This is a genomic window from Natronosalvus rutilus, from assembly GCF_024204665.1.
GTDB lineage: Archaea > Halobacteriota > Halobacteria > Halobacteriales > Natrialbaceae > Natronosalvus > Natronosalvus rutilus.
This window is the reverse complement of the sequence record NZ_CP100355.1, coordinates 1,277,607-1,292,906: the sequence shown is the minus strand read 5'-3', so window position 1 is coordinate 1,292,906 and position 15,300 is coordinate 1,277,607. Positions and strand designations below refer to the sequence as shown.

General features: G+C 55.4%; 12 protein-coding genes. 11 read left to right on the top strand and 1 reads right to left on the bottom strand.

Going from position 1 to position 15,300, the window contains the following annotated elements; translation table 11 throughout:
* Window positions 1-194 precede the first annotated feature (194 nt).
* Window positions 195-1,460, bottom strand: a complete 1,266-nt coding sequence (locus tag NGM29_RS06220) for an RNA-guided endonuclease InsQ/TnpB family protein (RefSeq protein WP_254159572.1) — start codon at window positions 1,458-1,460, stop codon at window positions 195-197.
* A 412-nt stretch (window positions 1,461-1,872) separates the two neighbouring features.
* Between NGM29_RS06220 and NGM29_RS06215 the strand changes: the two genes are divergently transcribed.
* From NGM29_RS06215 to NGM29_RS06165, 11 genes are all read left to right on the top strand, one after another.
* Window positions 1,873-2,310 (top strand): SWIM zinc finger family protein, encoded by a 438-nt coding sequence (locus tag NGM29_RS06215; protein ID WP_254160447.1) that lies wholly within the window; start codon window positions 1,873-1,875, stop codon window positions 2,308-2,310.
* 228 nt (window positions 2,311-2,538) lie between these two features.
* Window positions 2,539-3,081, top strand: a complete 543-nt coding sequence (locus tag NGM29_RS06210; protein ID WP_254159570.1) for a DUF7342 family protein — start codon at window positions 2,539-2,541, stop codon at window positions 3,079-3,081.
* Between the two features lie 3 nt (window positions 3,082-3,084).
* On the top strand, window positions 3,085-3,540 hold the full coding sequence (locus NGM29_RS06205) for a hypothetical protein (RefSeq protein WP_254159569.1): 456 nt from the start codon (window positions 3,085-3,087) through the stop codon (window positions 3,538-3,540).
* 260 nt (window positions 3,541-3,800) lie between these two features.
* The gene (locus tag NGM29_RS06200) at window positions 3,801-4,214 is read left to right on the top strand and encodes a DUF7985 family protein (protein WP_254159568.1); all 414 of its coding nucleotides are present in this window, start codon (window positions 3,801-3,803) and stop codon (window positions 4,212-4,214) included.
* A gap of 2 nt (window positions 4,215-4,216) precedes the next feature.
* Window positions 4,217-5,977 carry a DUF8186 domain-containing protein gene (locus NGM29_RS06195; protein WP_254159567.1) on the top strand — a complete coding sequence of 587 codons (1,761 nt, stop codon included), beginning with the start codon at window positions 4,217-4,219 and terminating at the stop codon, window positions 5,975-5,977.
* Window positions 5,974-6,810 (top strand): PLP-dependent aminotransferase family protein, encoded by an 837-nt coding sequence (locus NGM29_RS06190; RefSeq protein ID WP_254159566.1) that lies wholly within the window; start codon window positions 5,974-5,976, stop codon window positions 6,808-6,810. Before NGM29_RS06195 ends, NGM29_RS06190 begins: the two co-directional genes overlap by 4 nt.
* The gene (locus NGM29_RS06185; RefSeq protein ID WP_254160445.1) at window positions 6,810-7,952 is read left to right on the top strand and encodes a TrbL/VirB6 family protein; all 1,143 of its coding nucleotides are present in this window, start codon (window positions 6,810-6,812) and stop codon (window positions 7,950-7,952) included. The genes NGM29_RS06190 and NGM29_RS06185 overlap by 1 nt, the downstream gene beginning before the upstream one ends.
* Complete coding sequence (locus NGM29_RS06180; protein ID WP_254159565.1) at window positions 7,952-9,052, top strand: TraC-like domain-containing protein; 1,101 nt, start codon at window positions 7,952-7,954, stop codon at window positions 9,050-9,052. The genes NGM29_RS06185 and NGM29_RS06180 overlap by 1 nt, the downstream gene beginning before the upstream one ends.
* Window positions 9,049-11,184 carry a VirB4 family type IV secretion system protein gene (locus NGM29_RS06175; protein WP_254159564.1) on the top strand — a complete coding sequence of 712 codons (2,136 nt, stop codon included), beginning with the start codon at window positions 9,049-9,051 and terminating at the stop codon, window positions 11,182-11,184. Before NGM29_RS06180 ends, NGM29_RS06175 begins: the two co-directional genes overlap by 4 nt.
* Before the next feature lie 5 nt (window positions 11,185-11,189).
* Entirely contained in the window at window positions 11,190-12,383 is a 1,194-nt protein-coding gene (locus NGM29_RS06170; protein ID WP_484549577.1) for a phage NrS-1 polymerase family protein, read from the top strand.
* Between the two features lie 794 nt (window positions 12,384-13,177).
* The gene (locus NGM29_RS06165) at window positions 13,178-15,178 is read left to right on the top strand and encodes a methyl-accepting chemotaxis protein (RefSeq protein WP_311136845.1); all 2,001 of its coding nucleotides are present in this window, start codon (window positions 13,178-13,180) and stop codon (window positions 15,176-15,178) included.
* Window positions 15,179-15,300 lie beyond the last annotated feature (122 nt).

Here is a 15,300-nt window from a genome sequence, read left to right as displayed (position 1 = left end):
AACCAGGACCTTCAGCAGTCGCTTCGATCGAGAGTTAGAAAGAGAAACGCAGCCGAAGACGTGGTGTCCAGAGTGCAGTAGTAAACTCATCACAGCGAACCGAGAAACCTGCTGTCGAACGTGTGGTCTGATCGTCGACGAAGATGTACACGATCACAGTGCAGAATGGATCGCCACAGGTCAACTACCCCACCCTACTTCGCTCGGCCTGACGGCCTCGCTTGTGGAGGGTGGGGCTTGTCCGTGAACTCGGCCTCGAACCTATCAGGGTAGGCGGTAAACCCGCCGTTTGGCGTCACGGTTCCAGACTTTAGGGCGAGTTGACTGTCGCCCGTCCGCCGAGACAACTGTTGGCCTCGACGGACGTACCGCATACCGATGTTCTTCGCCGCGTTGTAGTCCGCGTTCGCTTCCGACCCGCATTTCTGACACTGGAAGTCGTTGCGAGTCGGACGATTCTCGGCTGCCGTAAATCCACACTCGGCGCACCGCTTGGACGTGTACGCTGAACCGACTTGCTTCACCGAGATGCCGACCGCTTCGGCCTTGTACTCGACGTACTCGTAGAGTGTTCGGAACGCCCACTTGTGTCCCCACGATGCCCTGGTTCGGTCGCGGATGTAGGTCAGGTTCTCGAACGCAATCACGTCGCACTCGTATCGGAGGGCTTCGTCCACAATCGCGTTCGACGCTCGGTGGAGTACGTCGCGGACGTATCGAAGCTCGCGACCACTCGACTGAACGAGCGTCCGGTGGGCGCTTCGGGTTCCGGTCTGTTGGAGTCCGGCACGTACCTTCTCGAACTCGCGGAGGTGGTGGGTTAGCTCCCGCCCATTAAAGAAAGAGGCGGTGCTGGTGACGGCGAGATTTTCGATCCCGAAGTCAACCCCGAGAACCGTTCCGTCCTCGGCGGTGTTCCGCTCGGTATCGTTCTTGGGTCGGCGGAAGCCGATATGCAAGAAGAACTCGCCGTCACGGGCGGTGAGCGTACTTTCCGTGACGCTCCATGTGTCCGAGTCGAGGTACTGACGCTGGTAGCCATCGTCAGCGTCGGGGAGGGCAAGCGGACACCGGACACGGCTCTCTGTGGTGGAGAGGGAGACGGTATCATCGTCGAACAGCGTCATCGTCCGCGTATCGTACGTTACGGTCGGGGCAGTGAAGATGGGCTTGCTGACCTTCTTACCCTTCGACCGGCGTTCATTACAACCGGTGATGGCTTGTGCGGCCTGGTGGGTGGCGAGAATCGCGTGCTGACTCCCGATGTCGGTGTCGTCGCGCACAGTATCGTAGGCGAGGGGCTGGACATCACTTTTGGCGTTGGCCTTGCCCCACGCCATGTCGGTGGTGAGTTGGCACCCACGCTTCCACTCGGAGATGGTCTCTTCGAGGAGGTCGCGTTGCTCGTCGGTAACCTCGAGACGAGTGATTGTCGTCCGACGCACGTAGTCGTCTGCCACGGTTTCAATGTGGTCGGGTGGCTACTTATAGGTAAGTGTCTGTGCCTATACGAATGCGCTCCTCCCCTCCCTACTCGCTCACTCCGGTCGCTCCTTGAGGAAGGGGACTCCGCGCTACCGCATCAGTTGAAAAGAGTGATTAGGAAATCCGGTAATACGGCTGCAGCTTCGATGACTTCGAGTTCACTGCCACGATCATAAAAAGTCATACTTCTAATAATGATTATCGAAATAATGACTCAGGCGTTCCGTATGCGGAGGAGGTAACTTGTACAGCAGGTCCTCAATATTAACCAACAAGGATGGATATTACCGGGTTTCGTTGGTTAACACGATGAGTTCCCTCGAGTAGTTGTTTTTGTGTGCCCCACAGGGGTGCAGGGCATCAATCATTGTCCTGCGTGAAAACCGAATGGAGAGACATCCACTCACGCAACTCGAGTTTACTCGACGAACAGCCAAACGCGCCCAGTACGAAGCGTTCGAATACACACTCGTCCCGGAAGGCGTCCTCGTCAGGAATGCTAGCCACGAAAATCCAGCCGATCACGAATACAGAGTAACGATCGAAAACGGGGTTCCAACACACTGTGAGTGCCCCGCTGATGAGTACTACGAAGGCGCGTGTAAACACCGAGTGTCGGTCGCGATCCGACGACCACTCATCCAGGCAATAACAGACCAACAACTCATCGCTGACGGTGGTATCCCCGCCGAAAACCAGGAGCCAGAGCAAGCACACGAGAGCGAAAACGACGAGCCAACGGAGTGCGTCTGTGCTGAGCTCAGTTCGCTACCTTGCTGGGAGTGTGTTCGAACCGGTCGAAAATCACTGGAGGAGACAGAGTGATCGTTCTCGAGTGGTTGCTGGGACGGGAGCATCAATCCTCGACCATCTACGAGTGCCGATATTGTGGCACGATGCTCGAGTCGGCGAAAAGTGTGTGTCCGTATTGTGGAAGAGCTGATGTTGCTGTCTTCGAACTCGAGTAGTCCACAGTCCGTCATCACTGCAACCTAATTCCATATAGCTCGAATAGCCTCAACCTATATTAAGATACCAGCCGAAGTGTGAAACATGACCGGGGAAACGTCGGATGGTACTACCGGGCTCAGAGACCGCCAGACGACCGGAGAAGACCGCGTACGGATGGTTGCTCGCCAGCTGTCAGAACCAAAAACAGCTAATTGGATCGCTTCAGAGGCAGAGTGGTCACATGAACCGACCAAGCGTGTCCTGAGGCGACTCGTTAACGACGGTGTCCTTCGTCAAGATGATAGCGGGACTCACACGACGTACTATCCGGACTACCGCCAACAAGCGATGCAGGAAGCAATGCGACTTCGTGATGGTGGCCGAACAGTTGAGGAGTTAACCGATAGACTCGCCGAGATGAAAGGGCAGATTCGCGACTGGAAGGAAGAGTTTGAAGTTGAGTCACCGAACCAGCTTCGAGCTACCCTCGCTGATGAGAATCTTGGTCCTGATGAGGAGGCTCGCCGACGCGACATCGCACGCGAGTGGACACATCTCCAACGGCGTATCCAGATCGTTGGATTCGCAATCCGCGAATGGGACTTCCTGGCTCCGAATGCAGAACATGCTGATGCCAGGAGTTGATGGATGTCCATCCAACATCCGGGAGGCGATCCAAATGCGAATCTGTATGCACAACTCAAACAGGACGTCCTCGAGCGAATACCCCATATCACGACAGTTGAATATGTTCCTGACGACGTCCAAGCCAAACAGCTACAGGCAACGTTCGATCCAACGCGCCTCGATCCACAGACAGGACCTGAATCACCGAAACTGATTATTGCTTGGTATCGACAGACACCTCATGATTGGTTTCGGGTCAACTACACCGATCCGAATACAGGATTCCACGCTGGTTGGCACCAAGATGAGGATCACCCTGATCTCGGCCGAGCACATTTCCAGTACAAAACAGAGACAGGTGAAGACCGATGGGGGATCACGTTCGAACACGAGACCCCATCTCTAATTCTCTGGGAAATTATCGACGAACTCTTGGAGGAGGTTCTCCCAACGTACCAGTACTATAGCCACAGTTAATTCTCTGGTAGATTCTGCCCTGGAAGCCATGTAGTGGTGAGCTACAGTATCGACGTTAGAGGGCTTGTACAACTCGTTTTTGTGCTGACGACCAGCTGATGGCGCGAAAGACTCTCACTCGAAAATGGTAGTTTAATCCAACAGATTTTATCCGCAAAATACTTAATCAATCACGGGAGACTGAGTGTGACGACACAATGACTGCCGTTCCGTATACGTACGAAACCCCTTCTTGGATATCGATTGAGAGGCGCGCCTAGATGAGTTCGAGTAACGTCGCTGTCGAAGCCGCATCTGAACCGACGCCGGATCGACTCAGGCGATTTCTACATACTAGCGCTGGAGTCGTCGTATTGTTGACTGTTGTCGCCGTCGATCCAGTACTTGCACAAGAAAGCGTTGTCTGTGATGCTGAAGGCCTCCCCGGGATGATTTCTGGATTCTTCCAGATCACGACTGCCCTCGGACTCATGGGACTCGTCGTCGTCTGGCAGGCAGATTCACTCGTCGAGATGTTTACGATGAACTTCGAGCAAAAGAAGGATCTCAAACAGCACAAACGGACGGCACTCAAGTCCGCGCTCATCCTGGTAATACTGGGGCCGCTGTACACCGTCGCTGGGGCGACGATGGGGTTGCCACTCGCTGAGTGTGTGGATTTCGTGCCGTGGTAAACATGGGTCAGCGACGACGAGGTCGCCTCCTCTGGAATCAGAGGGTTCGATCGACGTTTGTGCTGCTGGGAGTCGTTACCGTTGCGGTCATCGCCAGTAGTGTGGCCGGCCAGAGTTCTCCAGTACCTGCCGACGAGGACGACCTCGATGCTAACGAAACAGCAACGCTCTGGTCGAAAGACCTGGATGAGTGTCTAACCCCTGCTGAGTACGAAGCTCAGTACGCCAAAGAGCCATCAGCGATAGAAGAACTCGCCACCTGTACAGACATTTCGTTTACCCACCCTCCAGATACAGCCACACGTTGGACGGACCAGGACTACGACCGCCTCGAGGCAGGCGGGAGTAACACCTCGAGGTATCCCGAACACGCCACACTCACGGATTCGATCGGGATCGCCGATGCGCACGCGACGGTGTTTGCGATCCATCCATCGACACGGACGCATATCGATCCAGAGCAGTCCGTTCACTATGTTGCCCCGGAAGGGACCATGAGGGGGTTCGTCGATTATCGGATCCGCCTCGATGAAGCCCAGCTACGGGATACCGAGATCGTTTCGTGGTCGATTCAAGAGCACGGTATTGACGAAGTCAGATTGCGCCTGGACGAGACCGTTGTCGAGACTGCCGAGGGGACGCACAATCCGGTATTCGAATACAACTCTGAGCATTCTGGACAGGGGACGCTAACACTCGAGGCCGACATCTACACACGCCTCGAAATAGAGGTACGGGTTGGCAACCAGAGCGAGGTCGAAACTCGAATCGTCTCCGATAACGTGACCGTGAGTCAAGACCTCGAGGTTGATGTCTACGATCCGCAGGCGGTGATCTACTACGCATCGTATCCCGATGACGATGATGGCGTTGCGATCTATCAGCGACAACCCTGGAACGGGTACACGCTCTCTGAAGACGGCGACGTCAGCGTCCGTGGTGTATGGCGATACTACACGGCTCGCGACACGAACTGGGATCGACTCGTCGAGTCGACTCGAGACGGCACACGATCGCTCAACGAAACACCGCGCCCAGTGTACGTCCACGCGTTCCCATCCAATATCGGGCCGCGCGTAGAGCCAATTCGCGATGGGCCAACACTGCTCGAGGTCTGGGGGAGAGAAACTGAATCTCCAGCGCCGTCGATGCACGACAACGTCGAGGTTGACGTCGTTTCAGGCCCATATACCCGTTCATCGGGAGTCGCACTTCGATACGACGAGATCGACCCTGATTCGATCACCGTTGAGGGAATCGTCCGTGGCGTCACTGCAGAGATTGTCAAACCCAATAACGGTACACAACGTGAGATCCGTGAGAGCGAGCTCTCGGTAGAGGTTATCAACTCGAGTGACACAGCGAGTACGCTTCGAATCGAGCTGCGCGATACGGCAACCGGAGATCCGATTATGCTCGATACCCTCGACGATCCGCGGTTCTCGTTGATCGGTCAGGACGCTCGATCAGGGTACATTACCGTTGGTGATCGCCGTGTCAAAACGGACGTAACTGGAACTGCCGAGATAACAGTAAGTCAGCCGGGAATCTACACGGCTGAGTACCATCCAGGATCTTGGCGCTCACACCAACCAGCCTACCTTGGAGATACCGCTACGGCAACGTGGCATCCACTGACGTCGCCCACTGGCTGGTTTACGCTACTGGTCGATCTCGTACGCTTTGCCCTCCCTTTTGCCGTTGTCCTCTATGCTGCCAAGCGGATTGGCACCTTCTTGAAATTCAATGACGAGCTGCCATGAACACCAATCAACAGACATACCAGAGACGAACCGCCCTCAGGGTATTGGCCCTCGCTACATCAGTAGGGCTGGCTGGCTGTACCGCCTCAGACGATAGCGAATCGGCGACAGAATCGAACGACTCCCTCGAGTTCGACTCAAGGGTGGAGGGGACGCAGCTGGTTCTTGCATTCAAGGCGGGAGTGATTGACCAGGTGAACGTCGTCGATCCCTCAGGAGAACTCTTCGTGACTCGAACAGTCGAAGCTGGTGTTTCACGACTTACTGTCGAGATCGGGGCGGAGTACACTCCAGGGACATATGAGGTGGTCGGCCTCGCTGCAAAGGAGGTCGTGGAAACCCAGATTTTGAAACTCGAGCCCGATCTCGAGTTGACGGAGCTTCGGTTGGGCAAAGAGTATCCCGAGGAAATGTACGAAGGGGCGACCGAATCGGATACGAACGCTGAGGCTATTCTGTCAGTTACCAATACCGGAACGGGACCTACTGCGGTTACCCAACTCCGGTTTCGTGGTGACGTTCCGCTTCCAACCCACGAAAGTTACGACGAGACTGGCGTTAGCGGAATCTACGATCCGGAGAATGACTTTGGCGCAGATGCTGATGCAATTGTAATTCCAGCTGGGGAAACAGTGCTCATCTACAGTAATACTTGGCCGTTTTCTCCTACTGCTCGAGGAATTGACTGCGATTTAGCAGGCGAGGATGGACATTTCACTGTAGAGTTATTTTCGATTCACCACTCACAAAGTATCAGTTTGGAATATAAAATCCAATATGCCGAATCTGACACATATGGTTGTTCATACAAGGTCGAAAAGGTATTGCCATGATTGCATGGTCTCTCAGCGATATCGGGATCAAATGGTTTGAAGACGCAATTGACAAGCTTATTCAATGGTTCCAGGAAGGGTTGGCAGACACTTACGGAGCGATCACGTCACAGGTCTTCGGAACACCAACACCAGAAACAGATGGTGCGTTTGTATTTGGTCAACCGACAAACACGCCGTGGGTAGACATTCATAGCGCTCTCGTCACAGGTGAGATCATGCTCGTTGCTCTTCTACTACTGGTAATGTGTGTCCAGGGACGACACACGATCCGTATTTTCAATATGGGGAGCGCCTACGATGCTCGGAAAACGAAACGAAGCGCCTGGACGGGCGCATTCCTCATTGTGACGTGGTACTGGGTTGCTGTGTTAGCCCTCTATCTCGTCGACGGATTCACTATTGCTCTCATTCCTGATGTGGCCACAGTCACAAACGTAATGATAGAATTGTTGAAGCTGACTATTTCGAATCCCCTCCTTGCCCTCTTTTTGACTGGCATCGGTGCAACAGCGATGTGGATTCTTCAGGCGTTGTTTTTCCTCCGAGAGATCATGCTCTACATCTTCATCTACGCGATGCCGGTTGGGATTGCACTCGCGTTTGGAAACCTGCCCGTCGTCTCTCATATCGCGAGGACAGCCTGTATGAAGTTCGTCCCGCTGGCGATCATGCCGATCCCCGTTGCGCTCCTGTTCAAGGGCTATGAACTTCTCTTCGGTGATGGTGCAAACTCGAGTCTCGTCCCAGACAGCGCCTTTCTGAGTTACCTCATTGCCGTCACACTCCCACTACTATCGATCATCATCGTCTGGAAGCTGTTCAAATACGCTGCACCGATGACGACCAGAGTTATCGGCGCGACGGGCAAGGCAACGGTGACAGCCGGTGCAGTCGTTGGTGCAGGGACAATCGCTGGGCCTGCAGCCGCCTCAGCAGCGGCACGTTGGGGGCCAAAAGCTGCGGCAGGGTATACCGTGGCTTCGAGGTTTGGCGAGTCAGGAACTCAATCCGCTACTGGTGTGGCCACGGGTGGCACTTCCGAGAGCCAAACAGCGAACGACAATACGGTGAGGGATTCCTACGGCAATGCTGGAATCCCCGACTATCGTCGTACAGAAAACGATCCGGGGTACTACTAATGTCGCGAGAACACGACGCCGCGAGTCGGCGTATTATGGACAAATTCGGCGAAGAGAGTCGCATCCCACTGTTGAATATCGATGAAGGGGACGTCTACATCTTAGTTGGCTTCCCGATTGCAGGTCTTCTCTTTGGAGGCTTGACGGGGCTCGATGGGGCGATTCTTCCGTTCGTCTTACTTGGGGTTGTCCTCGGTGGAGCAATCGTCTACGCCTCACCGGGTCATCTCCCGGCGACCGTATGGCTCGGAGACGTCTATCGCTATTATTGCAAACGGCCTCGATTCACCTACAGTGGCGAAGTCGGTCAAGACTCCGACGAGCCAACCACTGAAGGCGGCCTGATCAACTACACGCCGTTCAAACCCGGTGAGTCCACTCAGGACCTCACTTCGATAGCTCGCGCCTGGCCAGGTGCTGGCGCGATCGAACGAACTGATGGCACGATGGAGGCATTCCTCGAGATCGATGCTGGCAACATGGATTTCGCCATGTCTGGTGACTGGGCACACATTCAGCGGCTCGGCGAAGAGTTTGCAAATCGTGAACTCGATTTCAAACTCACCTTCCACGCGACGACCCGGCCGTTTCCCGTCGAGCGCCTGATCGACCGGATCGATGATCGACTGCTCGACGAAGACGTCAAAGATAACCCGGTTTTCGAGGTGTTGCTCGAGGAGTATCGTGAGAATCGACCGCGAGAGCTGTCGGGGACGACGCAGCTTCGATACTTCATGGGCGTCGAAGTGGCGCCACTCGAAGTTTACGACCGCTATCAAGACGAGCGGTCACCAGCGGAGAAACTCACCTCGTTTCCGGTGATCGGTTTTCTGTTCAATCCGTTCGTGACTCGACGAGTGAACATGAGCGATGGCGAGTTACGAGCAGCGATGTTCGAGAAACTCGAGACGCGACGACGAGCGGTCCAGACCGAGTTCGTGCAAAAAGCGCCAGGATGGTCTGGCCGCCCGTTGAGCACGGTCGAAACGTTCCTCCTCGCAATGGACTTCTGGAACGGCGAAGAACACGAATACGACACCCCAGAGAACGCGATGCGTGAACAGTCAGTGATCGACAACCGAGAGAGGCGAGACGAATGAGCGACGGATCGATCCGATTCGCTCTCATCGGAGCCGTAGCACAGACACTGCCCGACCCCGCAACACCGGAAGGACTCGTCCTGTATCTGGGGCTCACCGTTGTGGGGACACTTCTCGTAAGGAGTGGCTGGGACCGGTGGCACACAGAAGAAGTTAACGAGGTCGAACTGGGCGACCTTCTCAAGCAGGCAACGATCGAAGCGGCCCAGGATGAGCGTACGGTTCTCGACGAGGTCGCTCACCGGCACCAAAACCTCATCGCCCCCGACGCAATTGAATGGGGGACACGGACGGCACGAGTCGGCGAGCAATGGACCTCAACGCTCTACATTGCAGACTATCCGGATTATCCCAAAGATGGGTATCTCAACGAACTCTTCGAACTGATCGATGTCGAATTCGATCTCACGGTCCACCTCACACCCAGAAACCAGGAACAGGCTCGAGACGAGTTACAGCGGGCCGCAGATGACCTGCAAGCAGATGCCGACCTCGAACGGAGCGTCCGTGGCGCGTACTTACAGGAACGAGCAGCCGAAGCCGTATCGACGTACAAGAGCGTCGAGAGCGGGAGCCGCGTCTTCAGCCAGGGAACGTTCCTCACGATCCGGGCCGGGACGCGGGATGAACTTCGAGAAAGTGTTCGAACCGTACGGAGTCGGCTCCGTGAAGATCCGGCTGGACTGTCGCCGAAGACGGCCATCTGTAAGCAGGATTTGGTACTGCGGGCGGCCGCCCCAGTTGGACCGAATCCCTTCGGACGAGAAGCGACAGCACTGGGCGGGGCCGTAGGCGCTCTCTTCGCGTCGATACATACGGCGACGATCCTCGAGGATGGCGGCGTTGAGTTCGGCGCGCACTGGAAAAATCAGAGTCCGGTCGTGATCGATCCGTTCGCCCGTGAAAATGGCTATGCCATGTTTACAATCGGCGATCCTGGCTCCGGGAAATCGTTCGGCGCAAAGCAAAACTTCATCCGCTCGATCGAGCAGAGCGAAGACCGCATCGGGATCATCCTCGAACCCCTCAATAACTGGGCTGGCGTCGCCGACGCACTCGGTGGCGAACGAATTACCATCGGCGGAGAGATGGGGTTGAATCCACTCGAGATCAAGCCGACGCCCGAGCGCGTCCAGCGGGCGATGGGTGAAGACGCGAGTCCGTATCGCGAAAAGCTCGATAGCGTGATGAGCTTTCTCTCGAACTACTTCGCTCTCCGTGGAATTTTACTCGACGACCGACGGACAACCCTCGAGACGGCGCTCGAACGAGCGTACACTCGTAAGGGTATCACCGACGACATTGCAACCCACCACAACGAGAGCCCGACGATGCGGGACGTCCTCGATATCCTCGAAGAGATGGTCGAGAATCCAGCGGAGTACGTTGTTCGGACGGCTGCTGAAGCAGGCAAGATCGAATCCGATGCGACGTGGCTCATCGATCAATTGCGACCATTTTCCCAGGAGGGTCGGTATGAGAACCTGGGTCGCAAGACGGAGTTCGATATTCGTGATGAGAAGGTGATCTACCTCGACCTCGCCCAACAAGAGGGCAGTCTCGGTGGGAGTACGAGCCTCATCATGCAGTTACTGATCTCACTCGTATACGAGCGCGCCAAAGAAACCGAGAAAGAGGTCGTCTTCGTCATCGACGAAGCGCGATATATTATGCAGGATGCGGCGAGTCTCGAGTATCTCGAGGTGGTCTTTCGTCATCATCGCCACCACAACCTGTCTATTCGGCTCGTCACCCAGACCGTTGACGAGTTCTTCCAACATCCCGAGTCGGAGGCGATTATCGACCAGTGTGCGATCAAGCAATTCCACCATCTCGACGGCATGGACCGTGAGTGGGCAGAGGAATTCGGCCTCAATACAGCACAGATGCGCTTCGTTCAGGAAGCCGTCCCAGGGAATGAGCGAACGGGCTACTCCGAGGCACTCGTCGGCGTCGACGGTGAGTGGCGTGGCATCGAAGTCCGAGCGATGGAGAACGAAGCGACTGTGATCGATTTCGATCCGAAGGCCCACACTCGACGCGACCTTCCAGGCGAGGACGAACACGACGTAGGGTTTGGTGCTGACCGCACCATGGGTGACGTTCAGCGAGACAAGGCCTTTTCTGACTGATGACAATGAATGAAGAATCCATCCCAGAGCAACTGCGAGAACGAGATCAGTGGCTCTGTTGGCGAAGCGAAGACCGCGACGGGAAACCCACGAAGGTCCCGATCAACCCGAGAACAGGTTCGTTTGCCTCATCGACGGACGACACGACGTGGAGCGATTTCGACAGTGCATTCGCGTATTCACAATCGGGAACAGCAGATGGCATCGGCTTCGTGTTCACTGCTTCAGATCCGTTTGTCGGTATCGACCTTGACGACTGCCGCGATCCCGAGACAGGACATCCGGATCCTGAAATGAAGTCGCTTGTGAAACGACTCGATTCGTATACCGAAGTATCCCCGTCCGGAACAGGGTATCACGTTCTCATCGAGGGCTCGCTACCCAGTGGCCGAAACAGGCGTGGACAGGTCGAACTCTATGACCACGCTCGATATTTCACCGTGACTGGAGATCGTGTTCCCGGATTGCCCTCAAAGATCAATCGCCGACAGACAGAACTCGAAGAGATCCATCGTGAGTGTATTGAACAGAATTCGAGTGGAGGTGAAAACTCGGAAATGAAGACTGAGAGGAGAAGTTCACGCCCCACGCTCTCAGATGAGAAATTACTCGAGAAAGCTCGGACGGCCTCGAATAGCGAGAAATTTGAGCGGCTGTGGAACGGGTCGACTGTCGGCTACGAGAGCCATTCAGAGGCGGATATGGCTCTGTGTTGTTTGCTGGCGTTTTGGACTGGTGGCAACCAGAACCAGATGGACCGACTGTTTCGCCGATCGGGACTTGTTCGACCGAAATGGGATGCTGTCCGCTATGGAGACGGCACAACGTATGGTGAACGGACCCTTGAGCGTGCAGTCGAGCATACGACCGAGTACTATGAAGCAGGTGACAAAGAGGGAGCGACGGAAAAAAGCAGATCGAGAATCGCGCCTAAGCCGGTAAGAGTGAGTGAGAACGATCGAGAGATGTACTATCTCGCGCGGAAGAATGAGATTCTGGAAAAGCAAGTGAGGAATTTTGAGGAGACGCTCAAGGAGAAGAACCAGCGCATTAGTAAGTTGGAAAAGGCCATCGAAGAGAACAGACAGGCAAAGAAAGCTGAAAGCCCTGGAGCAGAAATCGACCAATCGAATGCGACTCAATCTAACTCGCTATGGGAGCGATTACGGCGAGTCGTTACTGGAAAACCACGTCGATGAGCTCGAGGTATCGCGATGTCCGTGTCTCGTCAACGTCACGAACCGAACGTACCGCGGTCGATGGCACGGCCCGTGTGCTTCAAGTGGAACAGCCACTCGTGGCTGGAGTCACCACGCTCTCTCCGTCTTAACCAGGAGCACACAAACCAAAGTATCCGACCAACGGCGTAGGAGAACGTTGCCTCTGTGGGGGCTGGCACTAATGGCAGAATTCTAACTAGAGGGCGCCCACGGCTTCAACCGCATGGAGGATATTAAAGCCTCACCGTCAGGGGAGAATATGTCAACTCGAAATCGGCCAGAGAAACCTATACTAATGGCTTGTGGCCCAAGAAGCGTGAGATGCCATTTCAGAATCACAATAATTTTTAACCATTGCTATCTTGGTGAACTCAGAAATGGCTAATCGTGTTTTAACGTCACCAGTAGCAGTAATTCGGAGCAAATTTTCTCGGAAGCTAGCCGTGCTATTTTTACTCGTCTTGATACTTATCGCGAGTGTCGGCGGCGTCATCTACGTCCAAACTGGAGCGGCGCTTGAGGAGAGTACAGAGGACAATATGAAGCAGTCGACGATGCTTCAAGCAAATACCATTGCCGAGTGGGCCGACAATACGCGAGAGAAAACCCAATATCTCTCAGCGTCTGGCCGTGTCGCCGACGGTGATCTTGCAACTGTCGAGTCATATCTTCGAACCGAACATGAGGAGTCTTCAGGCGCCGTCACGGGGATTCACTACTACGATCTGAACGATAATCAGGTCCTTGCCAGTAGCCATGACGAGGCGACTGACGTGAACTATCAGGACGCTGAGGCCGAGTGGGCGGTTGACGGCATCTCATTTGAGAGTGCACGCCAGACCGTCGTTACCAGTCCGTATACGGACCCCACGACAGAGGCGAACTCGATTGCGTTCGTCAGTCAAGTGCCGGACAATCCCGAGCGAGCGATTGTGCTCGTCGTCGATCTCGAGGCCCAGACCCAACAACTCGAACGGCCGTCCACAGCAGAGGGGTCGTTCACGCATATCGTCGACAACCGGGGGACGGTCGTAATGAGCCACCACACTCACGACATCGCTACCCAAAATATAGGTTCTGATGATGAGTATGAGGTCGAGTCGATGGCCGTCAAACGTGGCCTGAACGGTGAAACGGGCTACATGGAGATGGATGTCGGACACGGTCACAGTGGCCAGATGGCGATGGGATTCGCGCCAGTTTCCGGAACCGACTGGGTGGTCATGACGCACGTCCCCTCCGAATCAGCCTACGCATTGCAAGGTACAATTGAGCGCTCCGTGATCGCGTTACTCCTGCTGTCGGTGCTCGGGCTTGGCGTCGTCGGCGTCGTCATTGGCCGCAATACGACACGCCCTATCGAAGAGCTGGCTGACCGGGCATCGGAACTCGAGTCGGGGAACCTCGAGACGGATCTTGAGACAAAGCGGACGGACGAAATCGGCCAGCTGTACGCCGCGTTCGATAATATGCGAAGCTCCCTGCGTGAACGGATACGGGAGGTCGAAGACGCACGCGCCAAGGCCGATCAGTTCAACGACCACCTCGAGTCGAAAGCCGACGAGTACGCCGGCGTGATGCAAGAAACCGCTGAGGGCGACCTCACCGCCCGGATGGACCCGGAGAGTCAGAGCGACGTTATGGCCGAAATCGCCGTCGAATTCAATCAGATGGTCGATGAGATCGAAGCGACTGTTGATCGAGCCTCCCAGTTTGCGAACGAAGTTGCGGCCTCAAGCGAGGAGGCCACCGCGAGCACCGAGGAAGTACACTCAGCGAGCGTTCAAGTGACGGAGTCAATCCAGGAGATATCTGATGGCGCCGAACGACAGAGTGAGAGCCTTCAGAACGTCAACAGAGAGATGAACGGGTTGTCGACGACGACCGAACAGATCGCCGCCTCCTCTAACAACGTTGCCGATCTCGCAAACAAAACCGCAGAGACCGGCAGAGAGGGCCAAGAAGCCGCGACCGAAATTCTCGAAGGGATGGACGAGGTCGAAACCGGCTCTGAGCGAACTATCGATGCGATCGAAGCGCTCGAAGAAGAGATCGCTCAGATCGACAATCTGGTCGAATTCATCACTGAAATGGCTCGGCAGACCAACCTGCTGGCCCTGAATGCGAACATCGAGGCTACTCGTTCAACTGAGGACGGGGAGGGGTTCTCCGCCGTCGCAACGGAGGTCAAGGAGCTCGCTGAGGAAACGAAGGAGGCGACCGAGAACATCGAGAAACGGATCGAGGAGGTCAAAGCCGAAACCGATCGCACGACCAGCGAAGTCCGACAGACGAGCGAGCAAATCGCAGACCACCGCAAGGATGTCGAGAAGACCGTCGACGTCCTCGAAGAAATCGCTGAGTACGCAACCAGGACGAGCGACGGCGTGCAAGAGATTTCTGCAGCCACCGAAGAACAAGCCGCGTCTACCCAGGAAGTCGTCTCAATGGTCGATCAAGCGGCGACAATCGCCAAACAGACTACGTCGGAAGCGGAGACGGTTGCGGCGGCCGGCGAGGAACAGACAACCGCACTGACCGAAGTGTCCCGATCTATCGCAACGCTCTCACAGCAGGCGTCGGAACTCTCTACACAACTCGACGAGTTTGAGACGGAGATTGAGTTCGAGGTGGGAGACGAGCCTGTCAGCGATGACGTGTCGACATCGGTCAACAACAGTGAGGGCTTCTCGTTCATCGGCCAGGGCGACCCCGACGAGCAAGAACCAGCACCACAGGACGCTGACTCCAACAGCGGACCTCAACAACGATAACGGCTGTTCTTTTCGTTCAGAGGGAAAACGAACGCGGCGTGACTTTTTGCACACGCTCTCGACGTACTACGCTCGGGAGTACGACCGCATAAAAGTCAAATACTTGAACTAAGGGAGACAAC